The following is an 18,221-nucleotide window of genomic DNA, read 5'->3' as shown; positions in this document are numbered from 1 at the left end:
TATGAGCGAGTTGTTGTCCTCAGTCAGTGATCACCTGTTGGCACCCGGCGGTGTCACGATCGAGAGCCTGCAAGGCGTGCTCGGCGATCTGGCCGGGCCGGGCATCGATGCCGCCGACCTGTATTTCCAGGGCCAGATTTCCGAGTCGTGGGCGCTGGAAGACGGCATCGTCAAGGAAGGCAGCTTCAACCTCGATCAGGGTGTCGGCGTGCGCGCGCAGTCCGGTGAGAAAACCGGTTTTGCCTACAGCAACGCGATCACCCTCGAAGCCCTCGGTGCAGCGGCCCGCGCCGCGCGTTCGATCTCACGTGCCGGGCAGAACGGCACCGTGCAGGCATTCACCAGTCAGGACGTCGCGCAACTGTACGCGCCCGATAACCCGCTGGAAGTGCTCAGCCGCGCGGAAAAAGTCGAGTTGCTCAAACGCATCGACGTCGCCACCCGCGCACTCGACCCACGGATTCAGCAGGTCAGCGTGAGCATGGCCGGGGTCTGGGAGCGAATCCTGGTGGCCTCCACCGACGGTGGCCTGGCCGCCGACGTGCGCCCACTGGTGCGTTTCAACGTAAGCGTCATCGTCGAACAGAATGGCCGTCGCGAACGCGGCGGGCACGGCGGCGGTGGGCGTACCGATTACCGCTACTTCCTCGCCGAAGACCGCGCCATGGGTTATGCCCGCGAAGCGCTGCGCCAGGCGCTGGTGAATCTGGAAGCGATTCCGGCGCCGGCCGGTACCTTGCCGGTTGTGCTCGGTTCCGGCTGGTCCGGCGTGCTGCTGCACGAAGCGGTCGGTCACGGTCTGGAAGGCGACTTCAACCGCAAGGGCAGCTCGGCCTACAGCGGGCGCATGGGTGAAATGGTTGCCTCCAAACTTTGCACCATCGTCGATGACGGCACCTTGAGCGGCCGTCGCGGTTCGCTCAGCGTCGATGACGAAGGCACGCCCACCGAGTGCACTACGCTGATCGAAAACGGCGTACTCAAGGGCTACATGCAAGACAAGCTCAACGCGCGGCTGATGGGCGTGGCGCGCACCGGTAACGGTCGCCGCGAATCCTACGCGCACCTGCCGATGCCCCGCATGACCAACACCTACATGCTCGGTGGCGAAAGTGATCCGGCAGAAATCATCGCTTCGGTGAAGAAGGGCATCTACTGCGCCAACCTCGGCGGCGGTCAGGTCGATATCACCAGCGGCAAGTTCGTATTCTCCACCAGCGAGGCTTATCTGATCGAGGACGGCAAGATCACCGCACCGGTCAAAGGCGCGACGTTGATCGGCAACGGTCCCGAGGCGATGAGCCGGGTGTCGATGGTCGGTAACGATCTGGCGCTGGACAGCGGTGTGGGTACGTGCGGCAAGGATGGGCAGTCGGTGCCGGTGGGTGTCGGCCAGCCAACGCTGAAAATCGATGCGATTACCGTGGGTGGCACGGGCGCATAAGAGCGGCGGGGCTTTCGGGTGGCGCGCAGGACGGCCACCCGGTGGCGATTTTCAACGCAGGCCGCGTTGAGTCTCGTCCAGCTCCCGAATGTATTTGAAGATCTTGCGGCTCGAAGCAGGTGGTTTGTTTTGCGCAACCTCATGCTGGGCCTGACGGATCAGGGAACGCAATTGCTGGCGATCGGCGTCCGGGTATTCGATGACGAATTTCTCCAGCACGGCGTCATCGCCCGCGATCAGGCGGTCACGCCAGCGTTCCAGATTATGGAAACGCTCGTTGTACTGGCGAGTGGAGGCATCGAGTTGATCGAGCAGAGTCAGAATCGCGTCAGTGTCCTGGTCGCGCATCAGTTTGCCGATGAACTGCAAATGCCGTTTACGCGCGATGTTCGCGGTGTGCTTGGGCGCATCGGCCAATGCCCGGCGCAAAGCGTCGGTCAACGGCAATTTGGCGACCAGATCAGGCTTGAGTGTGGTCAGGCGCTCGCCGAGGTCAACCAGCGCATGCAACTCGCGTTTGACCTGAGATTTGCTTTTTTCTCCCGTATCGAGGGAGTCGTCGTAAGAATCAACCATGGTGGCAGTCCGCAAAGAAACGCCGCCATGATAACCAGTCGGGGGCCGCTTGTCCGGCCCGGTCGCTCGATGACCCCAGCCGAAAGCAGAATTTGAGTGGAGATGAGCATGAGTGCAGTTCAAAGCGTCGGCCCGCAGGCATTGCCGGCACTGCAAGAACAGGTCGAGCAGATCATCGCCGAAGCCAAGCGCCAGGGCGCCAGCGCCTGTGAAGTCGCGGTGTCGCTGGAGCAGGGGCTGTCGACTTCGGTGCGTCAGCGCGAGGTCGAAACCGTTGAATTCAATCGTGATCAGGGTTTTGGCATTACCTTGTATGTCGGCCAGCGCAAAGGCTCGGCCAGCACCTCGGCCACCGGGCCGGAGGCGATTCGTGAAACCGTCGCAGCAGCACTGGCCATCGCCAAGCACACTTCCGAAGATGAAGCCTCGGGCCTCGCCGACGCCGCACTGATGGCCAGGGATGTGCAGGATTTCGACCTGTTCCACGAATGGGACATTACCCCGGAGCAGGCCATCGAGAAGGCTTTGCTCTGCGAGGCGGCGGCGTTCGATGCCGATGCGCGGATCAAGAACGCCGACGGCACCACCCTCAGCACCCATCAGGGCTGCCGGGTTTACGGCAACAGCCACGGTTTCATCGGCGGCTACGCATCGACCCGGCACAGCCTGAGTTGCGTGATGATCGCCGAAGCTGACGGGCAAATGCAGCGCGATTACTGGTATGACGTCAATCGCCAGGGCAGTCTGCTCGCCGATCCGGTGAGCATCGGCCAGCGTGCCGCGCAACGGGCGGCCAGCCGTCTGGGCGCGCGGCCGGTGCCAACCTGCGAGGTGCCGGTGCTGTTTTCCGCCGAACTGGCGGGTGGTCTGTTCGGCAGTTTCCTCTCGGCCGTGTCGGGCGGCAGCCTGTATCGCAAATCGTCGTTTCTGGAAGGCACACTCGGGCAAAAGCTGTTCCCGGAATGGCTGACCATTGATGAGCGCCCGCATCTGATGCGCGCCATGGGCAGTGCTTCCTACGACGGTGATGGCCTGGCGACTTACGCGAAACCGTTCGTCGAGAAGGGCGAGTTGGTCTCGTACATCCTCGGCACCTATTCCGGGCGCAAACTGGGCATGCCGAGCACCGCCAACGCCGGCGGCGTGCACAACCTGTTCGTCACCCATGGCGACGAGGATCAGGCAGCGCTGTTGAAGCGCATGGGCCGAGGACTGCTGGTCACCGAATTGATGGGCCACGGCCTGAACATGGTCACCGGCGACTATTCGCGCGGTGCGGCGGGCTTCTGGGTGGAAAACGGCGAGATCCAGTTCGCCGTGCAGGAAGTGACCATCGCCGGCAACATGCGCGACATGTTCAAGCAGATTGTCGCGGTGGGTAATGATCTGGAGCTGCGCAGCAACATCCGCACCGGGTCTGTATTGATCGAGCGGATGACTGTCGCCGGCAGCTAAGCCGCGAATCCGCCAACAAAAAAGGCGCGCCATCCGATCTGGATGGCGCGCCTTTTTTGTTGGTTTCACTGCGATTCCCCTGTGGGAGCGAGCCTGCTCGCGAAAGCGATGGATCAGTTGTAAATGTGCTGACTGACACAGCGCATTTCGCGAGCAGGCTCGCTCCCACAAGTGAACAGCGCAAACTCGAATGCTTGTGTTGGTTCTCATTATCATCTAATAATAAATCTCATCTCCGAACGAGTCCCGGATCATGAGTTCTGCCTTGCACGAGCAGCCCTACCTCGAAAGCTGGCGCTGGATGAGCCGCCAGATCCGTTGCGCGCTGGATCCTGACGAACCGCGCCTGATCGAACACTACCTCGCCGAAGGACGCTATCTGTCCTGTTGCACAGCCACTTCGCCCTGGACTGTCGCCGAAACGTCTTTCCGTCTGCTGCTCGATACCGCCACGGACATCGCGTTGCCGTGGCACTGGCGCAGCGTCTGTCTCGATCAAGCCTGGCGCCCCTTGCGTGAAATGGAGCGCCTGTCGCTATGCCAATGCCGCTTGCGGCGCTGGCAACGCTACACCTGGCAGCTCGCCACTTGCGAGTTGCAACCGTCGATTCCTCTCATTGATTTGCTGCAAGGACATTCGCATGACCAAGACACGTATTGAGCGCGACAGCATGGGCGAACTGCAGGTGCCGGTCGATGCGCTCTATGGCGCGCAGACCCAGCGCGCCGTGGACAACTTCCCGATCAGCGGCAAGCCGATGCCGACGCAGTTCATCCGCGCGCTGATCCTCGCCAAAGCCGCCGCTGCCCGGGCCAACGTTGAGCTGAACCAGATCAGCGCGGCCCAGGGCAAAGCCATCAGTGATGCCGCGCAAGGTCTGCTCGAAGGCGATTTCATGCAGCATTTCCCGGTGGATATCTTCCAGACCGGGTCCGGCACCAGCTCGAACATGAACGCCAACGAAGTGATCGCGACGCTGGCCAGTCGCATGCTCGGCGAGCCGGTCAACGCCAACGATCATGTCAACTGCGGGCAAAGCAGCAACGACATCATCCCGACCACCATCCACGTCAGCGCCGCGCTGGCGCTGCATGAACAATTGCTGCCGGCGCTGTTGCATCTGGTCCAGGTGATCGAGCGCAAGGCCGAGCAAGTGCATCACCATGTGAAGACCGGGCGCACCCACCTGATGGACGCGATGCCGGTGCGCATGAGCCAGGTGCTCAACGGTTGGGCGCAGCAGCTCAAGGCCAATATCGGCCATCTGCAGGATTTGCTGCCAAGCCTGCAAGCGCTGGCGCAGGGCGGCACTGCGGTCGGTACCGGGATCAATGCGCATCCGGAGTTCGCCGCGCGATTCAGTCGGCATCTGAGCCAACTGACCGACGTGCAGTTCACCCCGGGCAAGGATCTGTTCGCGCTGATTGGCTCGCAGGACACGGCGGTCTCTGTCTCCGGCCAGCTCAAAGCTACTGCGGTGTCGCTGATGAAAATCGCCAACGACCTGCGCTGGATGAACTCAGGTCCCCTGGCCGGCCTCGGCGAAATTGAACTGCAAGCGCTGCAACCGGGTTCATCGATCATGCCCGGCAAGGTCAACCCGGTGATCCCGGAAGCCACTGCGATGGTCGCTGCGCAAGTGATCGGCAACGACTCGGTGATCACCGTGGCCGGCCAATCCGGCAATTTCGAACTGAACGTGATGTTGCCGATCATCGCGCACAACCTGCTGAGCAGCATCGAACTGCTGGCCAATTCCAGTCGCCTGCTCGGTGACAAGGCAATCGCTACTTTCAAGGTCAACGAATCGCGCTTGCAAGAAGCGTTGTCGCGCAATCCGATTCTGGTCACCGCACTCAACCCCATCATCGGTTACCAGAAAGCCGCCGAAATCGCCAAGCAGGCCTACAAGGAAGGCCGCGCGGTGATCGACGTCGCTCTGGAACACACCGACCTGTCGCGCAGCCAGCTGGAAGAGTTGCTCAACCCCGAGAAGCTCACCGCCGGCGGCGTGTAAACCCCGCAACCGCTTTGGAGGCTCACCATGGAGCACTGGAAACGCACGATCGAACGGGCCAATCGCTGCTTCATGCTGGGCGAACTGATCGACGCCCGCGAGGCTTACCTGCAAGCCCTGGCCCTGGCGCAAGTGTTGTTCGAACGCTGGGCGGATGCCGACGAAGCGGTGGCGGCCTGCGTCGTCTCTCATCACAACCTCGCCGACCTGCATTTGCGCCTGAACCAACCGGAGGAGAGCGCCGAATATCTTTGCGCCATCCATCAACGTTTGTTGCAGACCATGCAGGACGAACGCCTGCGCCCGGCCCTGCGTGAGGCGGCGTTGCGCCAGAGCAGCAAGACCTACGTCGAACTGTTGAATTTCATCAGCGAGCACGGCGAGTACCCGCGCACCCAGCGCCTGCTGCATCCGGACACCGGCAATGCCCGCCGCGCCTCAAATCCCCATCAGTATGGAGTCCACTGAAATGGCTTTTACCTTGCCTGCCTTGCCTTATGCCTACGATGCCCTTGAGCCGCACATCGATGCGCAGACCATGGAAATCCATTACACCAAGCATCACCAGACCTACATCAACAACCTCAACGCCGCCGTGGAAGGCACCGAATTCGCCGAGTGGCCGGTGGAAAAACTTGTCGCCAGCGTCCAGCAACTGCCGGAAAAGCTTCGCGCGGCGGTGATCAATCAGGGCGGCGGTCACGCCAATCACTCGCTGTTCTGGGAAGTGATGGTGCCCAACGGCGGCGGCAAGCCCGACGGCGCGCTGGCCACGGCTATTGATGAGCAACTGGGCGGACTCGACAGCTTCAAGGAAGCGTTCACCAAAGCCGCGCTGACCCGTTTCGGCAGCGGCTGGGCCTGGCTCAGCGTGACACCGGAGAAAAAACTGGTCGTGGAAAGCAGCGGCAATCAGGACAGCCCGCTGATGACCGGCAATACCCCCATCCTCGGTCTCGACGTCTGGGAACACGCCTACTACCTGCGTTACCAGAACCGTCGCCCGGAATACATCAACGCGTTCTACAACGTGATCAACTGGCCGGAAGTTGCTGCGCGCTATCAGGCCGCACTGGTCTGAGCCTTCCATAAAAACAATCAGGGCTGACTATGGGCACGGAAACACTGGCGATTGGCAGCGGGCGCATGTTTCGTTACGCGGTGGGCTCGCTGTTGCTGCTGGCGGGGATGACTTTGCTGGTCGCCCACGGTTTGCAGTGGCTGAATCTGGAACCGCGGCTGTTGCGCGCCTTGCAGGGCGGTGCCATCTGCGCCTTGGGCACGGCGCTTGGCGCGGTGCCGGTGCTGGTGATCCGGCGCATGCCGCAGGCACTCAGCGACACCTTGCTGGGATTTGGTGCCGGGGTGATGCTGGCGGCGACGGCGTTTTCGCTGATCGTGCCGGGCATTGCTGCGGCGGAGAGTCTTGGTCTTACGCCGTGGGCCGCCAGTGGCCTGATCTGCTTCGGCATCCTGCTCGGCGCGTTCGGTCTGTATCTGGTGGATCGGCGCGTTTCCGGTGCCTCGCCGCAGATGCTCGTCGGCACGCTGGAGCATCCGGTGATTCCACCACGAATCTGGCTGTTCGTGTTCGCCATCATCGCGCACAACATTCCAGAAGGCATGGCGGTCGGCGTGTCTGCCGGCGGCGGGATGGCGGACGCCGACAGTCTGGCGATGGGCATTGCGTTGCAGGATGTGCCGGAAGGGCTGGTGATTGCGTTGGTGCTGGCCGGGGCGGGGATGTCACGGTTCAGGGCGTTTCTCATCGGCGCGGCGTCTGGGCTGGTCGAACCGGTATTTGCACTGTTATGCGCGTGGCTGGTGAGTCTGGCTCAAGTGCTGTTGCCGCTGGGACTGGCGTTGGCGGCCGGGGCGATGTTGCTGGTGGTGACCCACGAAGTGATTCCGGAGTCGCGCCGTCATGGGCATGACAAGCTGGCCAGTCTGGGCCTGTTGGTCGGGTTTTGTTTGATGATGGTGATGGATACGGCGTTGGGGTGAATGGAGGCGAGGAACAGTGTCCCCGCCTCGCGGATTATTCACCTTCGTCGAAATACCTTTCGATCAGATCGACCAATGCGTCCATGGCTTCCTGAGCCTGTTCGCCTTCGGTGCTCAAATGGATTTTGGTGCCTTTACCCGCCGCGAGCATCATCATTGCCATGATGCTCTTGCCGTCGACAGTCGTTTCAGGGGTGCGTCCCACCCGGATCGTGCAGTCTGGATACTGACCGGCCACGCCGACGAATTTGGCCGATGCCCGGGCATGCAGACCCAGTTTATTGATGATTTCGATTTCACGAGCAGGCATCGCGGTGTGGATCCTTTAGGTGAGGTCGCGGTGGCGAACCTGGACGTTCTTCAGGGTTTTCTGCAGGGCCTGACCCAGACGTTCGGTCAGGTAGACGGAGCGGTGGTGCCCGCCGGTGCAGCCAATGGCAATGGTCACGTAGGCGCGGTTGCTGGCGGCGAAGCGTGGTAGCCACTTGTTCAGGTAGGCGTAGATGTCCTGATACATTTCTTCGACATCCGGCTGCTGCGCCAGATACTCGGCCACAGGGGCATCGAGGCCGGACTGAGCGCGCAGCTCGGGTTTCCAGTACGGATTGGGCAGGCAGCGCACATCGAACACGAGGTCGGCGTCGACCGGCATGCCGCGCTTGAAGCCAAATGATTCAACCAGAAACGCCGTGCCGGGCTCAGGCTGATTCAACAGGCGCAACTTCAGGGTATCGCGCAGTTGATACAGATTGAGGTTGGTGGTGTTGATTTTCAGGTCAGCCAGATCGGCGATCGGGCCGAGCAGGGCGGTTTCATCGTGAATCGCCTCGGCCAGTGAGCGATTGGCGTTGCTCAGCGGGTGACGACGACGGGTCTCGGAAAAACGCTTGAGCAGGGTTTCTTCGTCGGCGTCCAGGTACAGCACATCGCACTTGATGTGTTTGGCACGGACGTCTTCGAGCAATTCGGGGAAACGTGACAGATGGCTGGGCAGGTTGCGCGCATCGATCGACACGGCGACCAGCGGCTGCGCCAGTTCCGTGTGAATCAGCGCACGCTCGGCCAGTTCCGGCAGCAAACCGGCCGGCAGATTGTCGATGCAGTAGTAGCCGTTGTCCTCAAGGACATTCAGGGCGGTACTTTTACCCGAGCCCGAACGGCCACTGACAATGATCAAGCGCATGATTAGTGCCCGTTCTGCTCGTCCAGTACAACCTGGTACAAGGCTTCGTTGCTCGCGGCGCTGCGTAACTTGTCACGCACTTCCTTGCGGTCGAGCATGCTGGCGATCTGGCGCAACAACTCCAGATGCGCGTCGGTCGCGGCTTCCGGGACCAGCAGCACGAACAGCAGGTCCACCGGAGCGCCGTCGATGGCATCGAAATCAATCGGAGCTTCGAGGTGCAGCAGGGCGCTGACCGGCGCCGTGCAGCTCTTGAGGCGGCAGTGGGGAATGGCGATGCCGTTACCAAAACCGGTGGAGCCGAGTTTTTCACGGGCGATCAACGCCTCGAAGACGTCCTGCATCGCCAGATCCGGCACTTCGCGGTGGATCAGGTTGGCAATCTGTTCGAGGGCTTTTTTCTTGCTGCCGCCCGGCGCGTTCACTTGGGAACGGCCGGGGGTCAGGATGGTTTCAAGTCGGATCATGGGATAGGGGTGTTAACGACCGGTCGCGCCCTGGAGGAGGCTCTGGGTCTTTTCCTTATGCTTTTTGAGTTGGCGATCCAGCTTGTCGGTAAGTGAGTCGATCGCAGCGTACATGTCGGTATCTTCTGCGTTGGCAACTACTTCTCCGCCGGGTATATGCAGTGTGGCTTCAATCTTCTGCTGCAGTTTTTCGACGCACATCGTGACTTGCACGTTAGTGATTTTGTCGAAATGCCTCTCCAATCGGTCGAGTTTTTCCTCGATGTAGGAACGCAGAGGTTCGGTCACTTCCAGTTGGTGTCCACTGATGTTGACTTGCATACAGCTTCTCCTTCGTTGCCAGTGCATAAAGCGGCAGGCCGAAAAGCCTGCCACTGGAACGCTGTAACGTGGCTTACATCAACCGCTTGCGTTCGCTCGAAGGCGCGATTCCGAGGGATTCGCGGTACTTGGCGACGGTGCGGCGAGCCACCTGAATGCCTTGTGCCTCCAGTAAACCAGCGATCTTGCTGTCACTCAACGGCTTTTTCTGATTTTCCGCGGCCACCAGTTTTTTGATGATCGCGCGGATCGCCGTGGACGAGCATTCGCCGCCTTCGGAGGTGCTGACGTGGCTGGAGAAAAAGTATTTCAGCTCATAAATACCGCGCGGGGTATGCATGAATTTCTGCGTGGTCACCCGGGAAATCGTCGATTCGTGCATGCCGACCGCTTCGGCGATGTCATGCAATACCAACGGCTTCATCGCTTCGTCGCCGTATTCGAGGAAGCCGCGCTGATGTTCGACGATCTGCGTGGCCACTTTCATCAGGGTTTCGTTGCGGCTCTGCAGGCTCTTGATGAACCAGCGGGCTTCCTGCAACTGGTTACGCATGAAGGTGTTGTCGGCGCTGGTGTCGGCACGCTTAACAAACCCGGCGTACTGGGCATTGACGCGCAGGCGTGGCACCGATTCCTGGTTCAGCTCGACCAGCCAGCGCTCGTTGTCCTTGCGCACGATCACATCGGGAATGACGTATTCGGCTTCGGTTGATTCGATCTGCGAGCCCGGACGCGGATTGAGGCTCTGTACCAGCTCGATGACCTGACGCAGCTCGTCTTCCTTGAGCTTCATGCGGCGCATCAACTGGCTGTAATCGCGACTGCCGAGCAGGTCGATGTAATCGGCGACCAGACGCTTGGCCTCGGTCAGCCACGGCGTCTTCGCGGGCAACTGACGCAATTGCAGCAGCAGGCATTCGCTGAGGTTGCGGGCGCCGATCCCGGCGGGCTCGAATTGCTGGATGCGATGCAGGACGGCTTCGATCTCGTCGAGCTCGATGTCCAGTTCAGGATCGAACGCTTCAAGAATTTCTTCGAGGGTTTCGTCCAGATAGCCCTGATTGTTGATGCAGTCGATCAGGGTCACGGCGATCAGGCGATCGGTGTCGGACATCGGCGCCAGGTTCAGTTGCCAGAGCAGATGGCTCTGCAGGCTCTCGCCGGCGGATGTGCGGGTGGTGAAATCCCACTCGTCGTCATCGCTGCTCGGCAGGCTGCTGGCGCTGGTCTGGTAGACGTCTTCCCAAGCGGTATCCACCGGCAGTTCGTTGGGGATGCGCTCGTTCCATTCGCCATCCTCGAGGTTGTCCACCGTCGGGGCGGTTTCCTGGTAGGAGGGTTCCTGGATTTCGGCGGGCTTCTGTTCGGCGTTGTCGGCCAGAGGATCGGCGTTGTCGAAGTCGTCGCCTTCTTCCTGGCGCTCGAGCATCGGATTGGATTCCAGAGCCTCCTGGATCTCCTGTTGCAGGTCCAGGGTCGACAATTGGAGCAGGCGGATGGCCTGTTGCAGCTGCGGTGTCATCGTCAGCTGCTGGCCCATTCTCAAGACTAGCGATGGTTTCATGGCAGGGGCTTAACACCTTATTCGCCGGCGCTTTGCGCCATCCACTACAGGGCGCCGAAGCGCCAAACTTAAGCAAATTATATGCCTGAAACTGAAGTGTTTGCCTAGAGCGCTGTAACAATTAAAGCGGATAAATGCGCCTTGAATCGATACAGCGCTGTCGCGCTTACAGGCGGAACTCGTGACCCAGATACACTTCCTTGACCAGATCGTTGGCCAGGATGGTCTCGGCATCACCTTCGGCGATCAGTTGACCGTCGTTGACGATGTAAGCGGTTTCGCAGATATCCAGGGTCTCACGGACGTTGTGGTCGGTGATCAGCACACCGATGCCCTTGGCCTTGAGGTGGTGGATGATCTGCTTGATGTCGCCGACCGAGATCGGGTCGACACCGGCGAACGGTTCGTCGAGCAGGATGAATTTCGGCGCAGTGGCCAGGGCACGAGCGATTTCCACCCGGCGGCGCTCACCACCGGACAGGCTCATGCCGAGGTTGTCGCGGATGTGGCTGATGTGGAATTCCTGCAGCAGGCTTTCCAGCTCCTTGCGCCGACCGGCCTTGTCGAGTTCAGGGCGAGTCTCGAGGATCGCCATGATGTTGTCGGCGACTGACAGTTTGCGGAAGATCGACGCTTCTTGCGGCAGATAGCCGATACCGGCCTTGGCGCGGCCGTGCATCGGCTGGTGGCTGACGTCCAGATCATCGATCAGCACACGGCCCTGATCCGCCTGCACCAGGCCAACGATCATGTAGAAGCACGTGGTCTTGCCGGCGCCGTTCGGGCCGAGCAAGCCGACGATCTGCCCGCTGTCGATCGACAGGCTGACGTCACGCACGACCTGGCGGCTTTTATAGGCCTTGGCCAGGTGCTGAGCTTTCAGAGTTGCCATTACTGGGATTTCTCTTCGGTTTTCTTCTTCGGCTGGATCACCATGTCGATGCGCGGGCGCGATTCGGTGACCTTGCTGCCCGTGGCGCGACCGGCGCTGGCCAGTTTCTTCACGGTGTCGTAGACGATTTTTTCGCCCTGGGTGACGTTGTTATCCTTGTCGATAACCTTGGCCTTGTCGATCAGCACCACCCGATTCTGCTGGGCGTGGTATTGAATCGTCACGCCGTAGCCCTTGACCGGGTTGGCGTCGCCCTGGGTCTGCAACTGCTCGAAATAGGCCAGGTTGCCGACCGAGGTCACCACATCGATGTCGCCATTGGGCGCGCGCGTCATGGTCACGGTGTTGCCTTTAACGATCATCGAGCCTTGGGTAATGATCACGTCACCTTTATAGGTGGCAATGCCATTCTTGTCGTCCAGTTGGGCGTCGTCGGCCTGAATGCGGATAGGCTGCTGCTGATCGTTCGGCAGGGACCAGGCGCTCGCGCTTCCCAGTGCTGCGCCCAGACTGAGCAAAATAGGGAGGGTTTTAACGAGCCTCATACTGTCCTCTTACGTTCGATTGCAGGTGTATCCTGCTGTCCTTCAGGTACGCTTTCATTCCGACGCCAGTCGATACACCGCCAGCGCCCTCGATTCTAACGGGTTGCGCAGTCTGCGCATATTCCTGCTGCGGGAACACGGTCATGCGGGTGCTGGTGATCAGGGTGCCGCGCTGTTTCTCGTCGGTGCGCTGTACGCGTACCGAGTCGATCAATTCCACTTCGGTACCGCCGGAATTCACTTCGCCGCGCTCACTGGTCACGTGCCACGGGAAGTCGGTGCCGCGATACATGTTCAAGTCAGGCTTGGTTACCAGAGTGACATCGGTAGCCTTGACGTGCTCGGCCTTGTCGGAGGTCATCTCGTACTGCACCTTGCCGTCGGGCAGGTACTGAATGGTGTGCGTGTTGGTCGCGTACCAGTCGATCGGATTCTCGGCCGCCGAAACCGGTGGCTTGTCGAGGAAGCGTTCCGGGCTGATGTTCCAATAGCCGACCGCAGCGAAAATCGCCGCGATGCAGCCGAACAGCAGGAAGTTGCGAAACTTTTTGCTAAACATGGTCAGGCTCACAGGTACGCGGCGTTGGCCGCTTCGAGGCGGCCCTGGGCGCGCAGGATCAATTCGCAGAATTCACGGGCGGCACCTTCGCCGCCACGGGCGCGGGTAACGCCGTGGGCGTGTTCGCGGACGAAATCGGCAGCGTTGGCCACCGCCATGCCCAGCCCAACACGGCGGATCACCGGCAAGTCTGGCAGATCGTCACCGAGATAGGCGACTTCTTCATAGCTTAGGCCCAGTTGCGCGAGCAGACCGTCGAGTACCACCAGTTTGTCCTCGCGCCCCTGAAACAGATGCGGGATGCCGAGGTTCTTCGCGCGGCGCTCGACCACCGGGGTCTTGCGACCACTGATGATCGCCGTCTGCACGCCGGCATTCATCAGCATCTTGATGCCTTGGCCGTCGAGGGTGTTGAAGGTCTTGAACTCGCTGCCGTCTTCGAGGAAGTACAGGCGGCCGTCGGTGAGCACACCGTCGACGTCGAATACTGCCAGTTTGATCGCTTTGCCGCGTTGCAGCAGATCGTTGCTCATTACATGACTCCTGCGCGCAGCAGATCGGAGAGGTTGAAGGCGCCGATCGGGCGATCCTCCTCGTCGACGACTACCAGGGCGTTGATTCGATGGTCTTCCATGATTTTCAGGGCTTCGGCGGCGAGCATGTCGGGCCGGGCGGTCTTGCCGTGTGCAGTCATCACCTGGTCGATGGTGGCGCTGCGGATGTCGATGGCGCGATCCAGGGTGCGGCGCAAATCACCGTCAGTGAAGATCCCGGCGAGCTTGCCATCGGCTTCAATAATAGCGGTCATGCCCAGACCTTTACGAGTCATCTCCATCAGCGCGTCCTTGAGCAGGGTACCGCGTTGTACCTGCGGCAGCTCCTGCCCGGCGTGCATGACGTTTTCGACTTTCAGCAGCAGGCGACGGCCAAGGGCGCCACCCGGATGCGAAAAGGCAAAATCTTCAGCGGTGAAACCACGCGCTTCCAGCAAGGCCACGGCCAGAGCGTCGCCCATGACCAGCGCGGCCGTGGTCGAAGAGGTCGGCGCCAGATTCAGCGGGCAGGCTTCGTGCTCGACATGCACATTGAGATTGACCTCCGCAGCCTTCGCCAGTGGCGACTGTGGATTGCCGGTGACGCTGATCAGCTGGATACCCAAGCGTTTGATCAACGGCAGCAGAGTCACGATTTCATTGGTCGAACCAGAGTTCGACAGGGCCAGGATCACGTCGTCGCGGGTGATCATGCCCATGTCGCCATGGCTGGCTTCGGCCGGATGCACGAAAAACGCCGGGGTGCCGGTGCTGGCCAGGGTGGCGGCGATCTTGTTGCCGATATGCCCGGATTTACCCATGCCGACCACGACCACGCGGCCCTTGCTGGCCAGAATCATCTCGCAAGCGCGTACGAAATCGGCGTCGATATGGGCCATCAAGCCTTGGACGGCTTCCACTTCGAGGCGGATGGTGCGTTGTGCCGATTGAATCAGGTCGCGGGTTTTGCTCATGTCAGAATCGTATGGGCCGATGAAAAGGCGGCGATTATAGCGGTTATGTGGCAAAGCCTCACGCAAGTTCGACGTGCTTTGTCATTACTGGTTACCAAAACCCTCTGAAACTCGCTCGGGCCCTCTTCAGTCGGCGATCTTGGCCGGGTTCTCGCTTGGGCGCTCAGCCTTTGCAGTGATATAGTTCGCCGCCAGTTCGGCCTGCCCGGGATGCAGGTGTTTCCGAGGAAAGTCTGGCATCCCAGTGAGAGGCTGCATCGCAAGGAGTTTAGATGAGTGCCGATAACGCCTACGCGGTCGAGCTGAAGGGAGTCTCCTTCAAGCGCGGTGCGCGGAGCATTTTCAATAACGTCGATATCCGCATCCCGCGCGGCAAGGTCACCGGCATCATGGGGCCTTCCGGCTGCGGCAAGACCACGCTGCTGCGCCTGATGGGCGCGCAGTTGCGGCCGTCCGGCGGCGAAGTCTGGGTCAACGGGCAGAACCTGCCGACGCTGTCGCGCAGCGATCTGTTCGATGCGCGCAAGCACATGGGCGTGCTGTTTCAGAGCGGTGCGCTGTTTACCGATCTCGATGTGTTCGAGAACGTGGCCTTTCCGCTGCGGGTGCACACGCAACTGCCGGAAGACATGATTCGCGACATCGTCCTGCTGAAATTACAGGCCGTGGGGCTGCGTGGCGCCATCGAGCTGATGCCGGACGAACTGTCCGGCGGCATGAAGCGCCGTGTAGCATTGGCCCGGGCGATTGCCCTCGACCCGCAGATTCTCATGTACGACGAGCCCTTCGTGGGCCAGGACCCGATCGCCATGGGCGTGTTGGTGCGCCTGATCCGCCTGCTCAACGATGCTCTGGGCATCACCAGCATCGTGGTTTCGCACGATCTGGCGGAAACCGCGAGCATTGCCGACTACATCTATGTAGTGGGCGATGGTCAGGTGCTGGGTCAAGGCACACCGGATGAGCTGATGAATTCCGATGATCCGCGTATCCGCCAGTTCATGACCGGTGATCCCGATGGCCCGGTGCCGTATCACTTTCCAGCGACGGATTACCGCGCAGATCTTCTGGGGAAGCGTTGATGCGCAGAATTTCATTGATGGAACGCCTGCGTCGGTTCGGCGAATCGGCGATCGACGCGGTTGCAGTGTTTGGTCGAGCGACCCTGTTCCTGTTTCACGCCCTGCTGGGCCGTGGCGGTATCAGCGGTGGTTTCGGCCTGCTGGTCAAGCAGCTGCATTCGGTCGGCGTCATGTCGCTGGTGATCATCGTGGTCTCCGGCATTTTCATCGGCATGGTCCTGGCGTTGCAGGGCTTCAGCATTCTTTCCAGCTATGGTTCAGAGCAGGCAGTGGGGCAGATGGTCGCCCTGACGCTGCTGCGTGAACTGGGGCCGGTGGTCACCGCCTTGCTGTTTGCCGGGCGCGCCGGTTCGGCGTTGACCGCCGAGATCGGCAACATGAAATCCACCGAGCAGTTGTCCAGCCTGGAAATGATCGGTGTCGATCCGCTCAAGTACATCATTGCCCCGCGCCTGTGGGCCGGCTTCATTTCCCTGCCGGTGCTGGCGATGATCTTCAGCGTCGTCGGCATCTGGGGCGGTTCGTGGGTGGCAGTCGACTGGCTGGGCGTTTATGAAGGCTCGTACTGGGCGAACATGCAGAACAGCGTGAACTTCACCAGTGACGTGCTCAATGGCGTGATCAAAAGTGTCGTTTTCGCCTTTGTGGTGACCTGGATCGCCGTATTCCAAGGCTATGACTGTGAGCCCACTTCCGAGGGGATCAGTCGTGCCACCACCAAGACCGTGGTGTTTGCCTCGCTGGCAGTGCTCGGCCTGGACTTTATTCTGACCGCTTTGATGTTTGGAGATTTCTGATGCAAAACCGCACCCTGGAAATCGGTGTCGGCCTGTTCCTGCTGGCAGGGATCCTGGCTTTGCTGCTGCTCGCCTTGCGCGTCAGCGGCCTGTCTCCGACTTCGTCCACCGACACTTACAAGTTGTATGCGTATTTCGACAATATCGCCGGTCTGACGGTCAGAGCCAAAGTGACTATGGCCGGTGTGACCATCGGCAAGGTCACCGCTATCGATCTGGATCGCGACAGCTTCACCGGTCGGGTCACGCTGCAAGTGGATAAAAAGGTCGACAACCTGCCGGTCGATTCCACAGCGTCTATCCTGACCGCGGGTCTGCTGGGCGAGAAATACATCGGTATCAGCGTCGGCGGTGAAGACACCCAGTTGAAAGACGGTGGAACCATCCACGACACGCAGTCGTCACTGGTACTGGAAGACCTGATCGGTAAATTCCTGCTCAATACCGTTAGCAAAGACGCCAAATGAGGAGCTTTTGAATGATCTCTATCTTGCGACGTGGCCTGTTGGTGTTGCTCGCGGCCCTGCCGTTGATGGCTAACGCTGCACCGGGGCAATCGGCTCATGACCTGATTCAGGACACCACGAACCGGATGCTTGCCGATTTGCAGGCGAACAAAGAGAAGTACAAGCAGGATCCGCAGGATTTCTATGCGGCGCTGAACAACATTGTCGGTCCGGTGGTGGATGCCGAGGGCATCTCCAAAAGCATCATGACCGTGAAGTATTCGCGCAAGGCCACGCCTGAGCAGATGCAGCGCTTTCAGGAAAACTTCAAGCGCGGTCTGTTCCAGTTCTACGGCAACGCTCTGCTGGAATACAACAACCAGGGCATCACGGTTGACCCGGCCAAAGACGAATCGGGCGAGCGCACCAGTGTCAACATGACCGTCAAGGGCAGCAACGGCGCGATCTATCCGGTGCAGTACACGCTTGAGAAGATCAGCGGCGAGTGGAAACTGCGCAACGTGATCATCAATGGCATCAACATCGGCAAGCTGTTCCGTGACCAGTTCGCCGACGCCATGCAACGCAATGGCAACGATCTGGACAAGACCATCGATGGCTGGGCCGGTGAAGTCGCCAAGGCAAAGGAAGAAACCGACAAAGCCGCCGGGAATCCAGCGCAATGAGTGAGGCGGCAGTTCGCATGAGTGATGTCGACGAACTGGTGCTCAGTGGCGTGCTGGATTACCGCACCGGGCCCGACCTGCGCAAGGAAGGGCAGGCGCTGATCAAGTCGAGCAAGGCGTCCGCGCTGGTCATCGATTGTTCGGCGGTGCAGAAGTCCAGCAGCGTCGGCCTGTCGTTGCTGCTGTGCTTCATGCGTGATGCGCAGGCGGCCGGCAAGGCCGTCAGCATTCGTGCGATGCCTGACGACATGCGTGAAATCGCTCAGGTCAGTGAATTGACCGAGTTGTTGGCGCAACCCTGAACCATCATCTATAAAGAAGCCCCCCGTCAGAGTCCTGCGTTGCGGGGTTCGCAGGCGCGGGGCTTTTTTGTATGATGTCCGACCCGTGCGCACAGGGCGCCGATTGAGGTTGAGCATGCAGGCCGTAGAAGTGAAGAGCTTCCTTGAAGGAAAGCTGCCAGGAACGCTGGTAGAAGTTGAAGGCGAAGGCTGCAACTTCCAGCTGAACGTGATCAGCGATGAACTGGCGGCGTTGAGCCCGGTGAAGCGTCAGCAGCAGGTCTATGCCCATTTGAACCCATGGATCACCGATGGCAGCATCCATGCGGTCACTATGAAATTTTTCAGCCGCGCGGCCTGGGCCGAGCGCACCTGAGCCCTAGGGCGTCGAGAT

24 protein-coding genes are annotated in these 18,221 nt (G+C 60.4%); 13 read left to right on the top strand and 11 right to left on the bottom strand.

Going from position 1 to position 18,221, the window contains the following annotated elements; genetic code table 11:
* Position 1 precedes the first annotated feature (1 nt).
* Complete coding sequence (gene tldD, locus JWU58_RS23285; RefSeq protein WP_016771693.1) at positions 2-1,444, top strand: metalloprotease TldD; 1,443 nt, start codon at positions 2-4, stop codon at positions 1,442-1,444.
* Positions 1,445-1,495: 51 nt separating this feature from the next.
* Here the strand turns inward: tldD and yjgA are convergent, their stop codons facing one another.
* Complete coding sequence (gene yjgA / locus JWU58_RS23280; protein WP_016771692.1) at positions 1,496-2,020, bottom strand: ribosome biogenesis factor YjgA; 525 nt, start codon at positions 2,018-2,020, stop codon at positions 1,496-1,498.
* A gap of 108 nt (positions 2,021-2,128) precedes the next feature.
* Between yjgA and pmbA the strand changes: the two genes are divergently transcribed.
* The 6 genes from pmbA (at position 2,129) to JWU58_RS23250 (ending at position 7,497) form a co-directional block, all read left to right on the top strand.
* A complete protein-coding gene (pmbA, locus tag JWU58_RS23275; protein WP_024011613.1) occupies positions 2,129-3,475 on the top strand; it encodes a metalloprotease PmbA in 1,347 nt (448 codons plus the stop codon).
* A 253-nt stretch (positions 3,476-3,728) separates the two neighbouring features.
* Positions 3,729-4,136, top strand: coding sequence for a hypothetical protein (locus tag JWU58_RS23270; RefSeq protein WP_016771690.1), 408 nt, complete (start codon positions 3,729-3,731; stop codon positions 4,134-4,136).
* Entirely contained in the window at positions 4,117-5,493 is a 1,377-nt protein-coding gene (locus JWU58_RS23265; protein ID WP_016771689.1) for a class II fumarate hydratase, read from the top strand. Before JWU58_RS23270 ends, JWU58_RS23265 begins: the two co-directional genes overlap by 20 nt.
* A gap of 27 nt (positions 5,494-5,520) precedes the next feature.
* Positions 5,521-5,961 (top strand): hypothetical protein, encoded by a 441-nt coding sequence (locus tag JWU58_RS23260; RefSeq protein WP_016771688.1) that lies wholly within the window; start codon positions 5,521-5,523, stop codon positions 5,959-5,961.
* 1 nt (position 5,962) lies between these two features.
* A complete protein-coding gene (locus JWU58_RS23255) occupies positions 5,963-6,574 on the top strand; it encodes a superoxide dismutase (protein WP_122692846.1) in 612 nt (203 codons plus the stop codon).
* 29 nt (positions 6,575-6,603) lie between these two features.
* A complete protein-coding gene (locus JWU58_RS23250) occupies positions 6,604-7,497 on the top strand; it encodes a ZIP family metal transporter (protein ID WP_130888599.1) in 894 nt (297 codons plus the stop codon).
* Positions 7,498-7,531: 34 nt separating this feature from the next.
* Here JWU58_RS23250 and JWU58_RS23245 read toward each other — a convergent pair whose 3' ends face one another.
* From JWU58_RS23245 to JWU58_RS23200, 10 genes are all read right to left on the bottom strand, one after another.
* Positions 7,532-7,807 (bottom strand): HPr family phosphocarrier protein, encoded by a 276-nt coding sequence (locus tag JWU58_RS23245; protein WP_016771685.1) that lies wholly within the window; start codon positions 7,805-7,807, stop codon positions 7,532-7,534.
* Between the two features lie 15 nt (positions 7,808-7,822).
* Positions 7,823-8,680 (bottom strand): RNase adapter RapZ, encoded by an 858-nt coding sequence (rapZ, locus tag JWU58_RS23240; protein WP_076565860.1) that lies wholly within the window; start codon positions 8,678-8,680, stop codon positions 7,823-7,825.
* Between the two features lie 2 nt (positions 8,681-8,682).
* Positions 8,683-9,147 carry a PTS IIA-like nitrogen regulatory protein PtsN gene (gene ptsN, locus JWU58_RS23235; RefSeq protein ID WP_206421050.1) on the bottom strand — a complete coding sequence of 155 codons (465 nt, stop codon included), beginning with the start codon at positions 9,145-9,147 and terminating at the stop codon, positions 8,683-8,685.
* 12 nt (positions 9,148-9,159) lie between these two features.
* Positions 9,160-9,468, bottom strand: a complete 309-nt coding sequence (gene hpf / locus JWU58_RS23230) for a ribosome hibernation-promoting factor, HPF/YfiA family (protein ID WP_122699932.1) — start codon at positions 9,466-9,468, stop codon at positions 9,160-9,162.
* Positions 9,469-9,541: 73 nt separating this feature from the next.
* Positions 9,542-11,032, bottom strand: a complete 1,491-nt coding sequence (locus JWU58_RS23225) for an RNA polymerase factor sigma-54 (RefSeq protein WP_016771682.1) — start codon at positions 11,030-11,032, stop codon at positions 9,542-9,544.
* Between the two features lie 166 nt (positions 11,033-11,198).
* Positions 11,199-11,924, bottom strand: coding sequence for an LPS export ABC transporter ATP-binding protein (gene lptB / locus JWU58_RS23220; RefSeq protein ID WP_024011621.1), 726 nt, complete (start codon positions 11,922-11,924; stop codon positions 11,199-11,201).
* Positions 11,924-12,469, bottom strand: a complete 546-nt coding sequence (lptA, locus tag JWU58_RS23215) for a lipopolysaccharide transport periplasmic protein LptA (protein WP_016771679.1) — start codon at positions 12,467-12,469, stop codon at positions 11,924-11,926. The genes lptB and lptA overlap by 1 nt, the downstream gene beginning before the upstream one ends.
* Complete coding sequence (lptC, locus tag JWU58_RS23210) at positions 12,456-13,028, bottom strand: LPS export ABC transporter periplasmic protein LptC (protein WP_024011622.1); 573 nt, start codon at positions 13,026-13,028, stop codon at positions 12,456-12,458. The genes lptA and lptC overlap by 14 nt, the downstream gene beginning before the upstream one ends.
* Before the next feature lie 8 nt (positions 13,029-13,036).
* Entirely contained in the window at positions 13,037-13,561 is a 525-nt protein-coding gene (locus JWU58_RS23205; RefSeq protein WP_016771677.1) for a KdsC family phosphatase, read from the bottom strand.
* Positions 13,561-14,535, bottom strand: a complete 975-nt coding sequence (locus JWU58_RS23200) for a KpsF/GutQ family sugar-phosphate isomerase (RefSeq protein ID WP_024011623.1) — start codon at positions 14,533-14,535, stop codon at positions 13,561-13,563. Before JWU58_RS23200 ends, JWU58_RS23205 begins: the two co-directional genes overlap by 1 nt.
* Before the next feature lie 272 nt (positions 14,536-14,807).
* On the opposite strand from JWU58_RS23200, the gene JWU58_RS23195 reads away from it, so the two are divergent.
* The 6 genes from JWU58_RS23195 to JWU58_RS23170 all read left to right on the top strand — a co-directional run bounded on the left by JWU58_RS23195 (position 14,808) and on the right by JWU58_RS23170 (position 18,203).
* On the top strand, positions 14,808-15,617 hold the full coding sequence (locus JWU58_RS23195; protein WP_076565862.1) for an ATP-binding cassette domain-containing protein: 810 nt from the start codon (positions 14,808-14,810) through the stop codon (positions 15,615-15,617).
* Positions 15,617-16,414, top strand: coding sequence for a lipid asymmetry maintenance ABC transporter permease subunit MlaE (gene mlaE / locus JWU58_RS23190; RefSeq protein ID WP_073473777.1), 798 nt, complete (start codon positions 15,617-15,619; stop codon positions 16,412-16,414). Before JWU58_RS23195 ends, mlaE begins: the two co-directional genes overlap by 1 nt.
* Positions 16,414-16,881, top strand: a complete 468-nt coding sequence (mlaD, locus tag JWU58_RS23185; protein WP_016771673.1) for an outer membrane lipid asymmetry maintenance protein MlaD — start codon at positions 16,414-16,416, stop codon at positions 16,879-16,881. The genes mlaE and mlaD overlap by 1 nt, the downstream gene beginning before the upstream one ends.
* 11 nt (positions 16,882-16,892) lie before the next feature.
* Complete coding sequence (locus JWU58_RS23180) at positions 16,893-17,546, top strand: MlaC/ttg2D family ABC transporter substrate-binding protein (protein WP_073473774.1); 654 nt, start codon at positions 16,893-16,895, stop codon at positions 17,544-17,546.
* A complete protein-coding gene (locus JWU58_RS23175; RefSeq protein ID WP_016771671.1) occupies positions 17,543-17,848 on the top strand; it encodes an STAS domain-containing protein in 306 nt (101 codons plus the stop codon). The genes JWU58_RS23180 and JWU58_RS23175 overlap by 4 nt, the downstream gene beginning before the upstream one ends.
* 115 nt (positions 17,849-17,963) lie before the next feature.
* Complete coding sequence (locus tag JWU58_RS23170) at positions 17,964-18,203, top strand: BolA family protein (RefSeq protein ID WP_016771670.1); 240 nt, start codon at positions 17,964-17,966, stop codon at positions 18,201-18,203.
* The last annotated feature ends 18 nt before the right edge of the window (positions 18,204-18,221 follow it).

The organism is Pseudomonas atacamensis, assembly GCF_017167965.1.
Lineage (GTDB): Bacteria > Pseudomonadota > Gammaproteobacteria > Pseudomonadales > Pseudomonadaceae > Aquipseudomonas > Aquipseudomonas atacamensis.
Note: the sequence above shows the minus strand (reverse complement) of the source record. Positions and strands in the feature narration are given on the sequence as shown.

Excerpts from the sequence above, each read along its gene's own strand:
- pmbA (WP_024011613.1), top strand. The coding sequence starts at position 2,129 with ATGAGTGCAGTTCAAAGCGTCGGCCCGCAGGCATTGCCGGCACTGCAA.
- JWU58_RS23205 (WP_016771677.1), bottom strand. The coding sequence starts at position 13,561 with ATGAGCAACGATCTGCTGCAACGCGGCAAAGCGATCAAACTGGCAGTA.
- rapZ (WP_076565860.1), bottom strand. The coding sequence starts at position 8,680 with ATGCGCTTGATCATTGTCAGTGGCCGTTCGGGCTCGGGTAAAAGTACC.
- JWU58_RS23175 (WP_016771671.1), top strand. The coding sequence starts at position 17,543 with ATGAGTGAGGCGGCAGTTCGCATGAGTGATGTCGACGAACTGGTGCTC.
- ptsN (WP_206421050.1), bottom strand. The coding sequence starts at position 9,147 with ATGATCCGACTTGAAACCATCCTGACCCCCGGCCGTTCCCAAGTGAAC.
- JWU58_RS23265 (WP_016771689.1), top strand. The coding sequence starts at position 4,117 with ATGACCAAGACACGTATTGAGCGCGACAGCATGGGCGAACTGCAGGTG.
- JWU58_RS23225 (WP_016771682.1), bottom strand. The coding sequence starts at position 11,032 with ATGAAACCATCGCTAGTCTTGAGAATGGGCCAGCAGCTGACGATGACA.
- JWU58_RS23170 (WP_016771670.1), top strand. The coding sequence starts at position 17,964 with ATGCAGGCCGTAGAAGTGAAGAGCTTCCTTGAAGGAAAGCTGCCAGGA.
- JWU58_RS23250 (WP_130888599.1), top strand. The coding sequence starts at position 6,604 with ATGGGCACGGAAACACTGGCGATTGGCAGCGGGCGCATGTTTCGTTAC.
- tldD (WP_016771693.1), top strand. The coding sequence starts at position 2 with ATGAGCGAGTTGTTGTCCTCAGTCAGTGATCACCTGTTGGCACCCGGC.
- hpf (WP_122699932.1), bottom strand. The coding sequence starts at position 9,468 with ATGCAAGTCAACATCAGTGGACACCAACTGGAAGTGACCGAACCTCTG.
- lptB (WP_024011621.1), bottom strand. The coding sequence starts at position 11,924 with ATGGCAACTCTGAAAGCTCAGCACCTGGCCAAGGCCTATAAAAGCCGC.
- yjgA (WP_016771692.1), bottom strand. The coding sequence starts at position 2,020 with ATGGTTGATTCTTACGACGACTCCCTCGATACGGGAGAAAAAAGCAAA.
- mlaE (WP_073473777.1), top strand. The coding sequence starts at position 15,617 with ATGCGCAGAATTTCATTGATGGAACGCCTGCGTCGGTTCGGCGAATCG.
- lptA (WP_016771679.1), bottom strand. The coding sequence starts at position 12,469 with ATGAGGCTCGTTAAAACCCTCCCTATTTTGCTCAGTCTGGGCGCAGCA.
- JWU58_RS23200 (WP_024011623.1), bottom strand. The coding sequence starts at position 14,535 with ATGAGCAAAACCCGCGACCTGATTCAATCGGCACAACGCACCATCCGC.
- JWU58_RS23195 (WP_076565862.1), top strand. The coding sequence starts at position 14,808 with ATGAGTGCCGATAACGCCTACGCGGTCGAGCTGAAGGGAGTCTCCTTC.
- JWU58_RS23180 (WP_073473774.1), top strand. The coding sequence starts at position 16,893 with ATGATCTCTATCTTGCGACGTGGCCTGTTGGTGTTGCTCGCGGCCCTG.
- lptC (WP_024011622.1), bottom strand. The coding sequence starts at position 13,028 with ATGTTTAGCAAAAAGTTTCGCAACTTCCTGCTGTTCGGCTGCATCGCG.
- mlaD (WP_016771673.1), top strand. The coding sequence starts at position 16,414 with ATGCAAAACCGCACCCTGGAAATCGGTGTCGGCCTGTTCCTGCTGGCA.
- JWU58_RS23270 (WP_016771690.1), top strand. The coding sequence starts at position 3,729 with ATGAGTTCTGCCTTGCACGAGCAGCCCTACCTCGAAAGCTGGCGCTGG.
- JWU58_RS23260 (WP_016771688.1), top strand. The coding sequence starts at position 5,521 with ATGGAGCACTGGAAACGCACGATCGAACGGGCCAATCGCTGCTTCATG.
- JWU58_RS23255 (WP_122692846.1), top strand. The coding sequence starts at position 5,963 with ATGGCTTTTACCTTGCCTGCCTTGCCTTATGCCTACGATGCCCTTGAG.
- JWU58_RS23245 (WP_016771685.1), bottom strand. The coding sequence starts at position 7,807 with ATGCCTGCTCGTGAAATCGAAATCATCAATAAACTGGGTCTGCATGCC.